Source organism: Flavobacterium sp. HSC-32F16 (assembly GCF_024171645.1).
GTDB lineage: Bacteria > Bacteroidota > Bacteroidia > Flavobacteriales > Flavobacteriaceae > Flavobacterium.
On record NZ_JALKAC010000009.1, the window covers coordinates 1 to 18,589 of the forward strand.

Below are 18,589 nucleotides of genomic sequence, written 5' to 3' on the forward strand. Positions count from 1 at the left end.
TAGAGGAAAGAAGATAGAGGAAAGAAGATAGAGGAAAGAAGATAGAGGAAAGAAGATAGAGGAAAGAAGATAGAGGAAAGAAGATAGAGGAAAGAGGAAAGAATAAAGATAAAAGAAAATAGAGAAAAGAATAAAGATAAGATCAAATTTAATTTTAGAGAATAGTTATTAAAATTGATTTTGACATTGATATTGAAAGTTATGAAGTTAGATATATTAGCCTTTGGCGCGCATCCGGATGATGTAGAATTGGGTTGTGCTGGGACCATTTTAAAAGAAGTTTCCCTTGGGAAAAAAGTAGGTATTGTTGATTTAACCCGCGGCGAATTAGGAACGCGTGGAACGGCCGAAACCAGAGATCAGGAAGCAAAAGACGCTGCAAAGATTTTAGGTGTTTTAGTTCGCGAAAATTTAGGCTTGCGCGATGGTTTTTTTGTGAATGATGAAAAACATCAATTAGAAGTCATAAAAATGATTAGAAAGTATAAACCGGAAATTGTATTGTGCAATGCAGTTGATGATCGCCATATTGATCACGGAAAAGGAAGTAAATTAGTTTCTGATGCTTGTTTTCTATCTGGTTTGATGAAAATTGAAACTTCGATTGACGGAGAGAAACAAGAGCCATGGAGACCAAAAGTGGTATATCATTATATTCAGTGGAAAAATCTTACTCCAGATTTTGTAGTAGATATTACTGGTTTTGAAGAAAAGAAAATAGAAGCTGTAATGGCTTATAAAACGCAATTTTATGATCCAAATTCAAAAGAACCTGCAACGCCAATTACGAGTAAAAACTTCTTTGAGAGTTTAAATTATCGTGCGCAGGACTTAGGAAGGTTAGTTGGGAAAGATTTTGCCGAAGGTTTTACCGTTGAAAGATGTTTGGCAGTCAATAGCTTACAGGATTTGATGTAATTTTTATGAAAATTTTTCGTTTTTTTCTTTGTAGAACTGAACCTTTGTTCTATATTTGCACTCGCTAAGCAAAAATGGTGGTTGTAGCTCAGCTGGTTAGAGTAGCGGTTTGTGGTGCCGCGGGTCGCCGGTTCGAACCCGGTCAGCCACCCAGATTTAAAGCCTTGAAGAAATTCAAGGCTTTTTTTGTGCGTTTATTTTTTTGCCTCTTTTTTTTAAACCATATAAGTTATATAAGGTCAATTTAGATTTAGGCTTGAATGCTGTAATTATTAAGTTTAAAAAATACTTATTGTATTTTATATATGATCTAATTAATTTTCATTAAAACAATCAAAAAGCAAATCTAAAATGACCTTATATAACTTATATGGTTCAATAAAAAACAAAAAAAAGCATGACGGTTAAATCATGCTTTTAGCGGTTATTATATTTGGTTTATGTATTATCAAATTTCATCGAAAGTGGTGCCTTGCTTAATATCTCCTGATTTAAAACCTTTTTTAAACCAGTACATTCTCTGTTCAGAAGTTCCGTGTGTAAAGGAATCGGGAACAATTTGTCCTTGCATTTTACTTTGAATAGCATCGTCACCCACTGCATTTGCTGCGCTTAAAGCTTCTTCGATATCGCCTTCATCTAAATTTTCCTGATTGTAATGCGCCCATACACCCGCATAAAAATCGGCTTGTAATTCCAGGGCAACTGAAAGTTTATTGGCATCTGCCTGGCTTTTGCCTTCCTGTTCACGATGCATTTTGGCAGAAGTGCCCAAAAGCGTCTGCACATGATGTCCAATTTCGTGTGCTATTACGTATGCAATTGCAAAATCACCGCCTTTAGCACCAAATTTTGTTTTAAGTTCTTCAAAGAAACCTAAATCCATGTATACTTTTTGATCTGCGGGACAATAAAAAGGTCCTGATGCAGATGAAGCACCACCGCAGGAAGTTTGAACAGAGCCTCTAAAAAGAACCAATTTTGGGTTTTTATATGTCATTCCATGTTCAGTAAATATTTTTCCCCAAATGTCTTCATTATCGGCCAGAATAACTTTTACAAATTGTCCCATTTCCTCATCTTCTTTACTTAATGGAGTTGCGGCTTCAGTTTGTGTTTGTCCTCCGCCTTGTAATTGCTCCAGAACAGGAGTAATAAGCTGGGCATTTTCACCGCCAAAAACATTTACCAGTAAAATAATGATACCAATAATACCTCCTCCAACGGCAACTTTTCCGCCGGAAATCGATCTTCGGTCTTCAACATTATCACTTTGTCTTCTGCCTTGCCATTTCATAGTAAATTGTTTTTAAGCTTTTTGCGTTTTTTCTTGTACGAATTTATATAATTTTTGGGAAAAACGTATGATTTAGCAGTAATTAGTTTCAATTATTTTAACCACTTTTCTAAAGTTTCCTCTACTGTTCCTTTCATAATTGGTTTTGAAATATAATCGTCCATTCCGGCAGAGATGCATTTATTTCGTTCTTCTTTTTCAGCGCCTGCGGTTACCGCAATGATAGGTATATTTTTACCGCTGATAGTATTTCTAATAGCTTTTGTGGTTTCGTAGCCATTCATAATTGGCATTTGAATATCCATAAAAACAAGATTGGGGTTAATACTTTCAAACTGTTTTACCGCTTCATAGCCATTTTCACACTCAAAAATAAAAGCATTTTGATATAAGTTTTTTACAATTGTTTTTAAAAGCAGCATATTAACCTTATTATCTTCAACAATTAAAAAACGAATATTTTTGTTGTTGGCGCCATTTTTATCAATTTGAGATTTTAAACTGATGCTTTTAAGTTCGTTATTGTATTTTTCATTTATACTCTGGTTGCTGGTTTTTAAATTTAAGTCAAAGAAAAAGTTACTTCCCTCACCAATTTTGCTTTCCAGTTGTAATCGGCTTTCCATTAAAGCCAAGAGCTGATTTGAGATCGTTAATCCTAAACCCGTTCCGCCAAACTTTCTCGTTGTAGAACTATCTGCCTGTGAAAAAGCTTTAAAAATCTTCTTTTGGTTTTTCTCCATGATTCCAATTCCGGTATCAATTACAGAAAAACGTATCGAGCAAAAATTGTTTTTTGTTTTAGATAAAACTGAAACATTCAGTTTTATGGATCCCTCATTAGTAAATTTTACCGCGTTTGAAAGCAGATTTATCAAAATTTGTTTAATTCTAACAATATCTGTCCAAATATATTTAGGTACATCCTGATCTACATTGAGTTCTAATTGCAGACTTTTTTGATTAGATTCAAAAACAATCAAATCAAAAACCTGGCCCAATACTTTTTTGATGTCATATAAATCAATAAAAAGTTCCAGCTTTCCAGCTTCAATTTTAGAAAAATCCAGAATATCATTTATAATTTCCAACAATGAATGAGCCGATTGATTAATTGTTGTCATGTATTTTTCCTGAATCTCTTCAAGTTCGGTTTTCATCAATAAATGGGTAAAACCAATAATACCGTTTAGCGGAGTTCTGATTTCATGCGACATATTGGCCAGAAAATCAGATTTTGATTTATTCGCTGCTTCTGCTAATTGTTTGGCTTTAATAGCATCTTCAGTTTCTTTTTTATTGGTGATATCAAAATAAATACCACCCACAAATTCAATTTCGTCGCCTTTTTTTATTACGTCACCAAATTCTTCAACCCAAATATATTCGCCGGTTTTTCGCTTAATTCGGTAAATATTATGCAAAGGCATTCCATTTTGAAGATTATCGATCTGATTGTTAATTACTTCATCGCGATCGTCATGATGTATAAGAGATAGAAAGGATAGATTATTTTCTATAAATTCTACTTTAGAATATCCTGTAAGATTTTGAATTTCATCATTTAAAAAGATCTTGGTAGAAAAAGCATCAAATTTTGATAAATAAACGGTTCCCGGAATATTGTTTGCGATTAATTTGAACTTTTCTTCGCTTTCAATAATTTTAGATTCGTTACGATTTCTTTCTAAAGCCGATGAAATATTATTGGCTAAAACCTGAAAAATATAGATTTCTTCTTCAGACCATTTTCTTTCAGTGCTGCAGTCATCAAAACCAATAAATCCGGTAAAAATATCATTGATATAAAGCGGAAGAACTAAAATAGACTTGATTTCATTGTTGATTAATAATTGTTTAAAAAACGAATCTTCGAGTTTTCGGGTAAAAGTATTTACGATACGTTTGTTTTTTGCAGCCTCAAAAATTTCTTTTAAATTGTCTTCGGTCATATGGCGCAGCGGTGTTATTTGATGCGCAATTCCTTGTCTTGACCATTTGTATTTTTGAGTTACGGTATTGGTTGAAAAGTCCCTTTCGTAATAAAACATATGATCTGCTTTTGAAGCTTTTCCAATTAAATCATACGTTTCCTGAAACATCTGCTGTGTCGATTTACTAAGCAAAAATTTCTCGGTACAAAGGGAAAGTGCCGATAAAAGCTGACTTTTAAATTCTAATCTACGTTCGGTTTCTAAACGCATCTGCATTGAGATTGCGAGCGAAATAACGTCAGAAATAGTTCGGGCATAATTAATGTCTTCGTTGTCCCAGTCCCTCTGTTCCTCTGTGCTTTCAAAACAAACCACGCCGGCCAATTGTCCGCTTAAGAAAATGGGAACATCCAGCATCGACTTTATGTGATTTTTTGTGAAATAAAGTTTTTGAAATTCAGACGTTTCTAATTTATTAAAAACATCCGGAGCATTTATTATGGCTTTGTTTTTTAAGGTTTCAAAATAGATTGGATAGGATTCTTTATCTAAAATATTTTTATCAGTCAGGTTTTGATTATCAATGCTGTAAAGGTTTTTACAGGTAATTAAATCTTTGTAGTATTTCCAAAAACTCACCCTGTTTGATTTACTGACAGTCGAAGCTTCTCTGATAATATAATCGATAACTGTATTTAAGTTATCGTAAGTGCTAAAATCTGTGGTTGATAGTTTTTTGGTGGAATTGTTGTAGGCTTCAATTTTTTCCAGACGCCTTTTTTTCTCGTTTTCAGCATTTTTGATTTCGGTTATATCTCTTGCTATACCTGCAAAACCAATAGTCTGTCCTAAATCATTTTTACGAATAATAATCTTTTGAGAAATCCATAATTCAAGCCCGTTTTTCTTTAAAATAGGAAGTTCAATTATAGGAAATTTATATCCGTTGTTTTCAAAATTCTCATAAAAATCAACGGCACTCATGGAATAAGTTTCATGAATAAAATTGGAGTAATGTTTTCCAACAATTTCATTTTCTGAATAGCCTAAAACAGAATAGGCAAATTCATTTATAAAAGTAAAATGACCATCGGCATCCACCTCAAAAATAATATCAGTTGCAGTTTGGATTAGGTTTTTATATTGATCCTGAACTAGAACCTGTTCTGTAACATCCTGGCCAATGCTGATAATTAAATCATCAGAAAATTTTTTATCTTTCCATTGTATGTATTTATATTCTCCGTTTTTGGTCTTTAATTTCCGAGTATAAATTTTATTTTCATGATGGTGTATTGGGTGAAGATTGGCAGTGTATTTTTCGCCTTTGGTAAGTTTCCAGAAATTTAATCCCATAACTTCTTCAGGATAATATCCCAAGATAGAGTTGATGGTTTCACTGCAAAATAAAACCTCACCTTTTTGGTCTGTTGCAATTGTTAAAGAATTTCCTTTATGCACAATCTCATTTGCAAATCTAAAATTGTCTCTGTTGTTTAATAAAACTGCATATTTGACCTGATTTATAATGAATATTAAAATGCAGAAATTAATTAATAAGATGGATGATTTTAGTGGAATTAATTGAAATGTAACCGTTAAAAATAAAAAGCCAAACATGATTGCTACAAAAAGCCAATACACTTTTATTGGTTTTAAAATATTATAAGAGAAGAAAAATGAGATTAAAAAAACAATTACCGGAACTACGTCTTTAGTAAAAGTGACAATGTTATAGCTCACATAAGCCATATAGAGAAAAAAACAAAAAATGAATATTTTCTGAATTCTGTCCCGAAGCCATTTAACTTTATCAGTTATGAGGTAGCTTAGAAGTACCGAAAAACCAATTGAAACGTTTATAATCAGTAAACTTTTTGGTCTTATTTTAAAAATTTCATTTATAATTTCGATTACAATTACTGCAATTCCAAAGAATAAAATATAAAGCTGATATTCTCTTCCCGCCGTATCGGTTTCTTTCTTTTTTTCTATGAAATTTCCAATTTTGGCTTTAATTCTAAAAAATTGATAGACTAACAAAGATAAAAATCCCAACAGTGAAAAGCCTAGAAGGATAAGTTTAGGATTGTTATAGAAGATAATATCTGAGTTGAAAACGTACCAGTTTGTCATAATTGATTTCAGGGTATTGCCATAACCGGCAATTCCTGAAACCAATAAATTGAAAAAACTATAGTTTTCTCCCATAAATTTTGGGGATGTTTTTGGTTTAGTAAATGGTATTTGTAAAAAAAAAATCCTGACAAGAGTAGGTTAAGCTCTTATTTATTCTGGAATTTTTAGTTTATTCTAAATCCGATCTTCCAATTGAATCTATTGAATCCTTCTTTTCTTCTTCATTAAAAATAGAGAAATAAGCTGCGTAAGTTATGGATGTATTAAAAACGGCTGTAAAAATTATTCCAATACAGCAGCCTACAAGTCCTACTAATGATCCAAGAAAACCTACGATAAACAGTAAGAATATCGTAACTGGATTTTTACTCACTAAAATTAAACTTGATTTTATAGCATCTATAGCATTTAAGTTTCCAAAAATGATCAGCGGAATTGTGAAAAAAGTGAAAAAATTAACGAATAATGACACGCCTGTTCCTAAATAACCAAAACCTAAACTTTCAGTAAAATAAGAGATTCCATTTGTTGCAAGTCCTATAATAAAAGCAACCGAAAACAATTGAAGGAAATAAGGCGAGCTGTAATAGGTGAAGATTGTCGAAACATTAAAAGTTTCATCTTTATCTGCACAATCGGCCATTTTTAAAAATCCTGCGCCAAGCGGAGCAAATATCGCTGTAACCGCCGCAAAAGAAACCGCAGTGATTATCTGCTGTACATAACTTAGGTTTTCAATTTTAAAATTTTCTATAAAACTCTCAGAAAAACTCTGCACGCCATAAAAAGCAACCGCCAGCCCCATAATTACAGATACAACCACAACCGAAAAGACCAGAATTATAAGTCCGGAGTATAAGGCGATTTTTTTGTAATTCTCAACAGCGTAATTAAATACAGTAGAAAAGTCTATCGAATAGCCATCTTTTTTGATGTCTTCAATTTGGTCAAGTGTAGATTTCATTTTAAAGGTAAAGTTGTTTTATATTTTACGTTTTACTATATTAATTGCTTGACGTAAATATAATATTTTTAATCAATTCCGTATAAAAATCTAGAAAACATTACGAAATTGTTTTCGAATCTTAAATCCAGTCTAAAATTCGTTTAATTGAAACCAGTTTGTCTTTGTAAGGAGCGTATCTCATTGGTAAATCGAGCCAGTTTCCTTTTTTAACTATTGCTTTATGATGAGAAAAAGTATCAAAGCTCATCTGACCGTGATAAGCTCCAATACCGCTGTGCCCAACACCGCCAAAAGGCAGTCTTTTATTAGAAAAATGAACAACTGTGTCGTTTATACAACCACCTCCAAAAGAGTAATTTGCGATTAATTTTTTAGTAAAAGATTTATTTTCGCTAAAAATATAAAATGCGAGAGGTTTTTCGTACTTACTGATGATGTTATGAATTTCTGCTTCGGTTTCGTAAGTTAGAATTGGCAAAATCGGGCCAAAAATTTCTTCCTTCATTACGGGGCTGTCTAAACTTGGTTCTTCGATTAAAGTAGGTGAAATGTATAGTTTATCATGATTGGTTTCTCCTCCAAAAATTACTTTTTCGCGCTCAATCATCTGATCTAAGCGCACCCAGTTTTTAGTATTAATAATTCGGGCAAAATCAGGCGATTTGTCCATTTTTTTGCCATAAGCATTGACGATTTCTTCCATCAGAAAAGAAATGAAATTGACTTTCATATTCTTCTGAATCAAAATGTAATCAGGAGCAATGCAGGTTTGGCCGGCGTTTATGAATTTTCCCCACACAATTCGTTTTGCTGCTAATTTTAAATTGGCAGTTTCATCGACCACACAAGGGTTTTTTCCGCCCAATTCTAAGGTAACCGGAGTCAGGTTTTCGGCAGCAGCTTTTGCTATGATTTTTCCAACGGAAACACTTCCGGTAAAAAAAATATAATCCCAGCGTTCTGCCAATAATTTGTTTGAAACTTCAACACCGCCTTCAAAAACTTCTACATGACTGATGTGGAATGTTTTTTCGATTAATTTGGCAATGATAGAAGAGGTGTGAGGTGTAAGTTCTGAAGGTTTTAAAACTACTCGGTTTCCGGCAGCAACAGCAGCAATAAGCGGACACAAAGCGAGCTGAAAGGGATAATTCCAGGGAGCAATTACTAAAACATTTCCGTATGGTTCTTTATAAATATAATCTGCAGAAGGAAAGTTTAAAAGAGAGGGGACAACGCGTTTTGGTTTAGCCCAGGAACTAATGTTTTTAATAGTATCTTTTAGTTCCGAAATAACATAATTAGTTTCGGTTAAAACAGCTTCAAATTCAGGTTTTTTGAAGTCATCATACAAAGCTTTTACAATCAGATCTTCATTTTTCTGAATGTTATATAATAACTTTTTCAGAGTTTCTTTTCGGTAACCAATATCGTTTTTGAAGTCCATTTTGTGATCAGCTTGTTTTTTAGGATATGCAAGTTAATCGATAAAAATTAAAAAATTAACAATTTAATCATAAAATCATACTGCATTCCAAATCGTTTCATCCGGAACCGGGGCAATAATTGTAATGTTTTCTTTTGTAACCGGATGAATAAAAAACAGTTTTCTGGCATGAAGATGAATGCCTCCATCAGGATTGCTTCGGTCAGCTCCATATTTTAAATCTCCTTTTATTGGAGAACCAATTGCTGAGAATTGTGCTCTAATTTGATGATGACGTCCTGTATGAAGATTGATTTCAAGAGCCGTATAATTTTGAAGTTCTTTGATGATTTTATAATCCAGACTTGCCAGTTTACTCTCAGGAACTTCTTTTAAATGTGCTTTTGAAGTATTGTTTTTCTCGTTTCTTTTTAAATAATGAACCAATTTTGCAGCAGCTTCAACAGGTTTATTTTTTACAACTGCCCAATACGTTTTTTTAGTTTCACGATTGCTGAACAATTCGTTCATTCGTGATAATGCTTTACTCGTTCTCGCAAAAACCACAATTCCGGTTGTAGGGCGGTCTAAACGATGAATTACACCCAGAAAAACATCACCAGGTTTATTGTATTTGTCTTTTATGTATTCCTTTACAACATCAGATAAAGGTTTGTCCCCTGTTTTATCGCCTTGCACAATATCACCAACGCGTTTGTTAACTACAATAATGTGATTGTCTTCATGAAGAATTTGGAGATTGTTTTTATCTGAAATAATTTTCATTTGAAAATATAAAATTTTAGTGTAATAATTTGGCTAAAGCCCAATATACAGGCTTAAAAAATATACCTCCAGCTAAAGCTGGAGGCAATTATTTTTTGAATTTTAAAAAAAGCCTTTGAACCTTTGTTGCTTTGAATCTTTGTGCCTAAAAAACTTAGCATCTCAGAACCTTAGCGACTTAGTGTCTTAAAAAACTAATACTGTTCATTAGCATTTGGGAAATCGCTAGACTTAACATCAGCAGCATATTGACCAATTGCTTGAGTCATTTCTTCGTATAAGTTTAAGTAACGACGCAAGAAACGGGGGCTAAATTCATTATTCATTCCTAACATATCATGAATAACTAAAACCTGTCCGTCAACGCCGCCGCCTGCACCAATTCCGATAACAGGAATTGAAATACTTTTGGCTACTTTTTCAGCTAAATCAGCAGGAATTTTCTCAAGGACAACTCCAAAACAGCCTATTTTTTCAAGCATTTTGGCATCTTCAATTAATTTTTCAGCTTCTTGTTCTTCTTTTGCACGAACGCTGTAAGTTCCAAATTTATAAATAGACTGAGGTGTTAAGCCTAAATGTCCCATAACTGGAATTCCTGCGTTTAATATTTTTTTGATAGATTCTTTAATTTCTTTTCCGCCTTCTAATTTTACAGCGTGCCCGCCGCTTTCTTTCATGATTCTGATAGCAGAGCGCAGCGCTTCTTTAGGATCTGACTGGTAACTTCCAAAAGGCAGATCCACCACAACTAAACCTCTTTCTACAGCACGAACTACAGATGAAGCATGATAAATCATTTGGTCTAAAGTTATTGGCAGAGTGGTTTCATGGCCAGCCATAACATTTGAAGCAGAATCTCCAACTAAAATCACATCGACTCCTGCGGTATCGACAATTTTAGCCATTGTGTAATCATACGCGGTAAGCATAGAGATTTTTTCTCCGTTGCTTTTCATTTCAATTAATGACTTTGTTGTGATTCTTTTATAATCTTTTTTTGCTACTGACATTTTAATTTTTTTTGATAATGTAAAAGTATGAATAATTGTAAAAGGGGAATCAGCAATAAAAGAATATTTCGACAGAAAATAGCTTCCCATCTTTAAATACAATTCTAAATTGACTGTCTTCCATTATGATAGAATAATTATGCGGTGATTTCAATGAAGCTTCGATATACGTTCCATATTTTTCAATGAAAGCTTTTTCGGACGTAGAATTGTCTAAAAAATCATTTGTGTTTAATATGAATTTATAATTTGGGCTCACATAAACTTTAATAACTTCAGCCTTATTTTTCTTTTCATCTACAGAAATTTCCAAATTGGGATAGTAATAAAATAAATCGCTTAAATAAAGACCGCACTCATCACTTATTTTTACTTTTTTATCCGGATCTCCGTAAAATTTCAATAATTGCTTTTGGGTAAAATTCGGCATCGGTGTATCGGTCTTGATATCGCCCAATAAGAATCCAATTTTTCTGGTAAAAGCAATAATTTGTTCCGATAGTTTATGCTTCGCTAAGCCTTTGGCCAAAGCCATATTCATTTCGGTTTCACTAATTAATTTTGGATCATTAATCTGTTTAACTACTTCGTAATATCTTTGATATGCCGGTTCTAGTTTAGCATATTCGCTGTTCCATGCCAGTTCTACAATTCTTTCGCTGACTGTTTTACGATCAGAAACCGCATTTACATCAAGCTTATCAAAATCTTTAAGCAAGGATTCAAAGCTGGGTCTTAAACCAATAAATTTTCTTAGTGTATATCTCGCATATTCCTCGTCGAAATTACCATTTATATTTACCCATTCATCTTGATTTACAGGAAGATAATCTACAGCAACGGGATCTCCGGTAAAAAGAATTTCTTTAATTTTTGAGTTTTTATCCGGCAATGCTCTGGCTTTTAATCCAGCAACAAGAACAAACAAATGATTACCGCCATAATACGCATCACCGCCTTCTAAAATAGGGTTTTCAGTATCTTTAATTTTAACATCTTTTGCATTTAATCTTGTTGTAACAAAACTCTCCTGAACATATCCCTCATTAAAATTATCTGCCTGAACTTTATACCACCCGTTTTGGCTTCCAGATAACAATCGGATTTCTGCACCGTATTTAAAATAGCCTAAAAAAGAAGCTGATGAACTTGCAGAAGTATAAAGACGCGTATCTGAATTAAGAAAATAACGTTCCTGAGAATGCAATAAAACAGAGCAGCAGAATGCAATTAAAAAGTAGATTTTTTTCATGAAGTGTTTGTTTTTGTCTGCCGCGAATTTCACGATTACAGTAATTGTTTTTACCAATCAGTATAGAAATTAGTGTAAATCCTGAAATTCGCGGCAGTTTTATTCTTAGCAATCTGCCATGTTTACCGCAACGGCAAGACCTCCTTCTGAAGTTTCTTTGTATTTTGAATTCATATCTTTTGCTGTCTGCCACATGGTGTTGATCACTTTATCTAAGGGTACTTTTGCATTTTTAGAATCTGTTTCAAGAGCCAGTTCGGCCGCATTTATAGCTTTTATGGCACCCATTGTATTTCTTTCGATACAGGGAATCTGAACCAAACCGCCAATTGGGTCACAAGTTAAACCCAAATGATGTTCCATTGCAATTTCGGCCGCCATTAAAACCTGAGCAGGAGAACCGCCCATTAGTTCGCAAAGCGCCGCTGCAGCCATCGATGACGAAACACCAATTTCGGCCTGACAACCTCCCATTGCAGCAGAGATTGTAGAGCCTTTTTTAAAGATACTGCCTATTTCTCCCGCAACCATCAAAAATTGTTTTATTTCTTTTTCGCCGGCATTATGGTTTTCAATTACCATGTAATACATTAAAACGGCCGGAATAACGCCTGCACTTCCGTTCGTAGGCGCCGTAACAACACGGCCTAAAGAAGCATTTACTTCATTTACAGCAAGAGCAAAACAGCTTACCCATTTTAAAATCTGGCGAAATTTAACTTCGGTTTTTCTAATTTCTTCCAGCCACGATTGCGGATCTGTGTAGTTTGATAAACCAATTAAATTTTGATGCATATCAAAAGCTCTTCTGCGAACGTGTAAGCCGCCCGGAAGAATTCCTCCGGTATGACAGCCAATGTACATACATTCCAGCATTGTATTCCAAATACGCATTAATTCTGAATGAATTTCTTCTTCAGAGCGCATTGATTTTTCATTTTCATACACAATTTCCGAAATAGATTTGTTTTCAGAAAGCGTATAGTTTAAAAGCTCAACCGCATTTTGAATTGGGAACGGAAAAGCACATTTTATAACTTCTTTTATTTTGGCATTTTCGCGTTCTTCTTTTACCACAAAACCACCGCCGATAGAATAAAATGTAGATTCATATTCAGAATCATCATTTTTATAAGCCGTAAATTTTAATCCGTTAGCATGGAAAGGAAGAAAATCTTTATTGAAAACGATATCCTGAAGAAAATAAAAAGGAATTTTATATTCGTTTGAAAGATTAATCTCGTTTGTGTCTTCAATAGTTTTGATGATTCCTGCAATATTCTCAACCGGAATATATTCAGGATCCTGTCCGCTTAAACCAAGCATGACAGACAAATCAGTTGCGTGACCTTTTCCGGTTAAGGAAAGTGAACCATATAAATCGACTTTTACTCGTTTAATCTGGTCTAAAATCGACTCACTTTTTAATTCTTCCAGAAAGCGTTCAGCAGCTCTCCAAGGACCCAAAGTATGTGAGCTTGAAGGGCCAACGCCAATTTTAAGCATATCAAAAACAGAGATACATTCTTCCATTGTTCAATTTTTGTTAAGACAAAGATAATTGAATAATGCAATGATAGTTTAGTTTCAATTATTAATCTTGCATATTTGTTAAAAAATATATTAAATTTTAATAATTCGGCAACGAAATAAATTTAATTGTTTAATATGCGCTTTTCGTATAAAGTTTGCGTTTTTTAGGTATTTTTGTAAGGATGCAAATGGTTAAATCTGTAATTTCTTTAGGTTCTTTAGACTTGCTGTTTGTATCAACTCCAAGGATTTCGTTTTAATGCCGTTACCGTACTTTTACGAAAAATTTAGAATACTACAAGAAGATTAAAATTACATTATGATAGAATTTTTCAAGCATTTTTTACAGGAATTCGAACTGCCTCTTAACAACCCAGTATTGATTTTTTCATTAATACTTTTCATTATTCTGCTGTCGCCTATTTTATTAAAAAAAATAAATATTCCCGGAATCATTGGTTTAATTATTTCTGGAGTTATAATAGGACCTCACGGATTGAATATATTGGCAAAAAATTCTGCGGTTGATTTATTCTCGACAATAGGACTTTTGTATATCATGTTTATTGCAGGTCTAGAATTGGATATGAATGAATTTAAAGCCAATAGAAACAAGAGTTTATTATTTGGTTTTTTTACCTTCATTTTACCGCTTTCAATAGGTTTTCCGGTTTGTTTTTATTTGCTGAAATACGATTTTAACGCCAGTTTTTTAACGGCAAGTATGTTTGCAACACACACATTAGTGGCATACCCAATTGTGAGCAAACTGGGAATTGCAAAAAATCAGGCTGTTGCCATTACAGTTGGAGGAACGATTTTGACCGATACTGCTGTTTTGATTATTCTGGCCGTAATTATGGGAAGTGCTCAAGGAAGTCTAAATCAGGCATTTTGGATCAAATTGGGGGTTTCATTGGCGATTTTCTCTGCTATTATGTTTTTGGTTATTCCAAGAATTGCCAAATGGTTTTTTAAGAAATTAGAAAGTGAAAAACACGCCCATTATATTTTTGTTTTGTCTGTCGTTTTCTTCGCGGCGTTTTTGGCTGAAGTAGCTGGAGTAGAACCTATTATAGGAGCTTTCGTTGCCGGTTTGGCGTTGAATCCTTTAATTCCGCATTCGTCAGCTTTGATGAATCGAATTGAGTTTATTGGAAATGCTCTATTTATTCCGTTTTTCCTGATTTCGGTTGGAATGCTGGTTGATATCAGTGTAATTTTAAGCGGGCCTACAGCTTTAATTGTAGCCGGAACTTTGAGTGTTGTAGCTATTTTTGGAAAATGGATTGCCGCATTTTTTACTCAAATCGTTTTTAAATATACCAAAACTGAAAGACAGCTTATTTTCGGATTGAGCAGTGCGCACGCAGCTGCAACTCTGGCTGTAATTTTAGTAGGTTTTAAAGCTAAAATTCTGGATGAAAATATCTTAAACGGAACTATTATATTAATTCTGATAACTTGTATTGTGGCTTCTTTTGCAACTGAAAAGGCTGCGAAAAAAATTGCCATCTGCGAAGAAGAAGTTTCGCATGAAAATGCTGATAAAGATCAAATTTTAGACGAACATATTTTGATCCCTCTGGCAAAAACTTCGGCCACAGCCAGCTTATTAGATTTTGCACTTTTAATTAAAGATAAAAAATCATCAAATCCGGTTACGCTTTTAACAATTGTACCGAATAACGATCAGGCCGAAAAAAACATTTTAAAGTATAGAAAAGCAGTTGATAAATTTGTAATTCAGGGTTCAGCTTCTGAAGTAAAAATAAATACAATTGCCAGAATCGATCATAATCCTGCAAGTGGAATTGCTAGAACTTCCAAAGAAATTATGTCGGATATTGTGATTGTGGGCTGGCCTAGAAAAACGGGTTTTCTTGATAAAATCTTTGGAGAAAATGTAGATTCGATTATCAACAATATCGATAAAAGTTTGTTTATCTGCCGATTTCAGAAGAATTTTATAGAAGAAAAAAGACTGGTATTTGTTTGCCCGCCATTTTCAGAAAGAGGAGTTGGTTTTCAGCTTTTATTGCAAAAAATCAGCAGATTATCTCAGGAATTAAGTATTCCAATTGTAATTTATGCCGAATATAAAACGCATCAGACCATTCAGCAGATTGCCAATAATCTTCGACTAAATGCTAAATTAGGATTTAAAAGTGTATTGGAATGGGATGATTTCGAGTCTATTTCAGATGAAATTCGCCCGACTGATTTAATTGTTTTCAATTTATCCCGAAAAGGTTCGGTTTCTTATCATTCTATTTTTGACAGACTTCCTCATAAATTTGAAAAATTCTTCAACGATAATAATATCATTTTGGTTTATCCGCAAGACGATCGAAAAGAAAGTGCTATGGATGCCTATGAAGATTTTACTGCTACGCCATTAACCAAAAGTCTGGAGGCAATTGAGCAGATTAGCCGTGGTTTAGGAAGTATTTTGAAAAAAAGCTAGAATAAATAATTATCTGCATTATATAAATGACACCAAAGTTTTCGTTACTAGTATTGACATTTTTAACTTTTGCAGCAACTGCACAAAACAAAATGAAAAAAGCCGAAGAACTTATTGATAAAACAGATCCGGGCTGGACTCTGGTTGAAGATTGGATTAAAACCGCAAAAAATAAAGTTGAGATTTTACCGACTGACGCATCAAAAGCAAAAGAAGCATTATACAAAACTCAGGTTACAACCCGATCGCCAATGGGAGCAATTGTTTTTAATACCGGCGGTCTTTTGATCGATGATGGATGGATTAGGATTTTGGGTTCAGGAAATTCAAAATTTGACCGCACGCTTCCAGATTGGAACAAAGGAAAATCATTTAATGAATTTGGCGAAGCCCCAGCGTTTTTATTAGTTGCCGATGATGCTATTGGTGGTTTTTATTTTTTAAACGGCGGCGGATTAGGAACTGACATTGGAAAGATGTATTATTTTTCTCCTGATAATCTCGAATTTGAGCAGCTTGATATTACATATTCTGAATTTTTAGGATTTTGCTTTAATAATGATCTCGATAAGTTTTATGAAGGCAACAGATGGAACGGATGGAGAGAAGAAGTCTCAAAATTAAAAGGTGATGAAGTGTTTAACTTCTATCCTTTTCTATGGACAGCCGAAGGAAGTGATATTAACAAAAGCTCTAGAAAAATAATTCCGGTTCAGGAACAATACAGTTTAAATTTGGATTTACGGAAGCAGCTTGGTTTTGATAAATAATTTCAAAAGACAATAAAACATGAATCATAATATCAAATCAATTCGGCCTTTTATTGGCGCCGAAAATTTTGAAGTTTCAAGATCTTTTTATCGAGATTTAGGGTTTGAAGAAGTAGTTTTAGAATCTAATTTTTCGGTTTTTAAATCAGGAGAAATGGCTTTTTATCTACAAGATTATTATGATAAAAGCTGGATTGAAAATACGATGATTTTCCTTGAAGTTGATGACGCAGATCGTTATTACAAAGAACTTGCAGTATTGAACTTAACAGAAAAATACGGTGTTAAATTAACACCAACAAGATATTTAGATTGGGGAAGCGAATGTTTTCTACACGATCCGTCAGGAGTTTTATGGCATTTTGGGACGTTTAAAAAATAAGTTTACCGCGAATTGCCTGAATTTCCACGAATGGGAAATAAAAATTAGTGAAAATTCGAGCAATTCGCAGCAAAAAAATCACAACTCAAAATCGTTCAAAAGAATTGTATTTTTCTCTCTTTGATACCAATCATTAAAAACTAATTCTAATTTTTCAGCATTAAACTCTCCAAAGTTATAATCCCGAAATTGTTCCACAACTTCAATTAATTTTTGAGGATTTTGAAGTTTTTCCCTAAAACGCATTACGGTTGAATGAGCCGTAGAAATTGAATAACGACTGTCGATACTTTGTTCTAAAGTCGAATTTTTAAAGTTTTCACGTAGATTATTTCTTAAATTATTCAGAGTTTCATCAGAAGGAAACCCCTGAATCATAATGGCCGAATTTGAAGCTGTTACGCCTCGAAAATCAATTTTAACTTTATCTAAATTGAATAAGCTTTTTTGGATGATTTCGATATAATTTTCAATTGCAATTTTATCCAAACTAAAACCTTCATAACACGAAATAATCGACATTACAGTGATGTGAATATCAGAATCCGGATAATAATATTGAGAAGGTTCAACAGCTTTTAATTGTTTTAGAAAAAGCAGTATTTTTTCTTTTATTTTTTCGCTGGGGCGGAGGAGAAGCGTAATTCCAAATCTGGAATCAGATGGGTCATTTATCTTCGGATCTAAACGATAATTTTCGTTTAAAATCGCTTCCGCAGAAGATGTATAAAGTTGCTTGTAATGTTCCGTTAAATTCATTTAAGCTTATTTCTTTTTCGCTTTCTCAAGGTTTTCTTTTACTCTGAATTTTACAATTTTGGTAATTAAATCATAAGGCATTTTTTCTTTTAAAGGAAACTGAACAGAACCTTTTCCGGATTTATATTTTGAAAGTTCTGCTGCAAAAGCTTCATGACCGGTTGGCAAAGCATACAAACCAATATGATTTTTATAAGCTGCAAAATAAACAACAATTCCGTTTTGCTCAAATGCCGGCATCGAATAACTGATTTTTTCTTTGGCATCCGGTGCCGCTTTCTGAATCGTCATTCGAACTTTTTCTAAAATTTCCTGAACAGCATTAGGAAATCCGCCAATGTATTCGTCGATATTTTCGGGTTTTTTCGTTTCCATGAATTTTTGTTTTTTTAGTTTCAGGTTTCAGATTTCAGGTTGAAACAGCACTTGAAACTAAAAAAACTTGAAACGTGAAATTTCTTTATGCCAGTCCTTTCGGGAATCGATCCAGAACCAAATTCAATTGTAATTGATGTTCCAGATAAGCTTTTGCTCCAGCTAAAACCAATGTAAAACCTTCTGTTGAATTACGAACCTGATCGATTATTTTATCTGAATCGCCTTTTAAACCAGAATTGGTAATGCTTACAAAAGTTTCATTTTCATTTAATGGCGTAAAAACCCATTCTACTAAAGTGGTTTCATCAGGATTTCCCCATTCAATAACAATCTTTTTATTTTTCTGTAAAACCAAAGTCGATACGGTAAGCGAAAAACCATACATTTCCCAAGTCCATTCTGTTTTTTGATTTTCTTCTAATTTTCCGGAACCTTTTGTAAACCAAAATTTACTCGTAATCTCCGGATCAATAAAAGCCTCAAAAACTTCCGAAACAGGTTTTCTAATCAGCATTTCGGCCTTTGCATATTTGTTGTTTTCTGTTTTCATGGTTAATAAGTAAAATGT

Annotated in this window: 15 protein-coding genes and 1 tRNA gene; 5 read left to right on the forward strand and 11 right to left on the reverse strand. The window is 33.5% G+C overall.

Annotated features, from left to right (window positions below; genetic code table 11):
* The first annotated feature begins 201 nt into the window (after window positions 1-201).
* Entirely contained in the window at window positions 202-918 is a 717-nt protein-coding gene (gene bshB1 / locus L1276_RS20100; RefSeq protein ID WP_253791001.1) for a bacillithiol biosynthesis deacetylase BshB1, read from the forward strand.
* Window positions 919-995: 77 nt separating this feature from the next.
* A tRNA-His gene (locus L1276_RS20105) sits at window positions 996-1,069 on the forward strand.
* A 297-nt stretch (window positions 1,070-1,366) separates the two neighbouring features.
* On the opposite strand, the gene L1276_RS20110 is transcribed toward L1276_RS20105, so the two are convergent.
* The 8 genes from L1276_RS20110 to L1276_RS20145 all read right to left on the reverse strand — a co-directional run bounded on the left by L1276_RS20110 (window position 1,367) and on the right by L1276_RS20145 (window position 13,265).
* Window positions 1,367-2,215 carry a neutral zinc metallopeptidase gene (locus L1276_RS20110; protein ID WP_253791003.1) on the reverse strand — a complete coding sequence of 283 codons (849 nt, stop codon included), beginning with the start codon at window positions 2,213-2,215 and terminating at the stop codon, window positions 1,367-1,369.
* Between the two features lie 92 nt (window positions 2,216-2,307).
* Window positions 2,308-6,360, reverse strand: a complete 4,053-nt coding sequence (locus tag L1276_RS20115; protein WP_253791005.1) for a PAS domain S-box protein — start codon at window positions 6,358-6,360, stop codon at window positions 2,308-2,310.
* A gap of 97 nt (window positions 6,361-6,457) precedes the next feature.
* A complete protein-coding gene (locus L1276_RS20120; RefSeq protein ID WP_253791007.1) occupies window positions 6,458-7,252 on the reverse strand; it encodes a hypothetical protein in 795 nt (264 codons plus the stop codon).
* Window positions 7,253-7,373: 121 nt separating this feature from the next.
* Entirely contained in the window at window positions 7,374-8,702 is a 1,329-nt protein-coding gene (locus L1276_RS20125; protein WP_253791009.1) for an aldehyde dehydrogenase, read from the reverse strand.
* A 75-nt stretch (window positions 8,703-8,777) separates the two neighbouring features.
* Window positions 8,778-9,467: an RluA family pseudouridine synthase gene (locus tag L1276_RS20130; protein WP_253791011.1), complete on the reverse strand. Its 690-nt coding sequence runs from the start codon at window positions 9,465-9,467 to the stop codon at window positions 8,778-8,780.
* Window positions 9,468-9,661: 194 nt separating this feature from the next.
* The gene (gene panB / locus L1276_RS20135; protein WP_253791013.1) at window positions 9,662-10,480 is read right to left on the reverse strand and encodes a 3-methyl-2-oxobutanoate hydroxymethyltransferase; all 819 of its coding nucleotides are present in this window, start codon (window positions 10,478-10,480) and stop codon (window positions 9,662-9,664) included.
* Between the two features lie 49 nt (window positions 10,481-10,529).
* Entirely contained in the window at window positions 10,530-11,732 is a 1,203-nt protein-coding gene (locus tag L1276_RS20140; protein WP_253791015.1) for an SH3 domain-containing protein, read from the reverse strand.
* Between the two features lie 105 nt (window positions 11,733-11,837).
* Window positions 11,838-13,265 carry an L-serine ammonia-lyase gene (locus tag L1276_RS20145; RefSeq protein ID WP_253791017.1) on the reverse strand — a complete coding sequence of 476 codons (1,428 nt, stop codon included), beginning with the start codon at window positions 13,263-13,265 and terminating at the stop codon, window positions 11,838-11,840.
* A 319-nt stretch (window positions 13,266-13,584) separates the two neighbouring features.
* Here L1276_RS20145 and L1276_RS20150 point away from each other — a divergent pair, with 319 nt between their 5' ends.
* From L1276_RS20150 to L1276_RS20160, 3 genes are read left to right on the forward strand one after another with little or no spacing between them, the layout of a single operon-like run.
* Entirely contained in the window at window positions 13,585-15,732 is a 2,148-nt protein-coding gene (locus tag L1276_RS20150) for a cation:proton antiporter (RefSeq protein WP_253791019.1), read from the forward strand.
* Window positions 15,733-15,758: 26 nt separating this feature from the next.
* On the forward strand, window positions 15,759-16,502 hold the full coding sequence (locus L1276_RS20155) for a DUF2625 domain-containing protein (protein ID WP_253791021.1): 744 nt from the start codon (window positions 15,759-15,761) through the stop codon (window positions 16,500-16,502).
* A 19-nt stretch (window positions 16,503-16,521) separates the two neighbouring features.
* The gene (locus L1276_RS20160; protein ID WP_253791023.1) at window positions 16,522-16,884 is read left to right on the forward strand and encodes a VOC family protein; all 363 of its coding nucleotides are present in this window, start codon (window positions 16,522-16,524) and stop codon (window positions 16,882-16,884) included.
* Between the two features lie 78 nt (window positions 16,885-16,962).
* Here the strand turns inward: L1276_RS20160 and L1276_RS20165 are convergent, their stop codons facing one another.
* From L1276_RS20165 to L1276_RS20175, 3 genes are all read right to left on the reverse strand, one after another.
* Window positions 16,963-17,643, reverse strand: a complete 681-nt coding sequence (locus L1276_RS20165; protein ID WP_253791024.1) for a mutarotase — start codon at window positions 17,641-17,643, stop codon at window positions 16,963-16,965.
* Window positions 17,644-17,649: 6 nt separating this feature from the next.
* Window positions 17,650-18,018: an iron chaperone gene (locus L1276_RS20170; RefSeq protein ID WP_253791025.1), complete on the reverse strand. Its 369-nt coding sequence runs from the start codon at window positions 18,016-18,018 to the stop codon at window positions 17,650-17,652.
* Between the two features lie 85 nt (window positions 18,019-18,103).
* On the reverse strand, window positions 18,104-18,571 hold the full coding sequence (locus L1276_RS20175; protein ID WP_253791026.1) for an SRPBCC family protein: 468 nt from the start codon (window positions 18,569-18,571) through the stop codon (window positions 18,104-18,106).
* Between the last annotated feature and the right edge of the window lie 18 nt (window positions 18,572-18,589).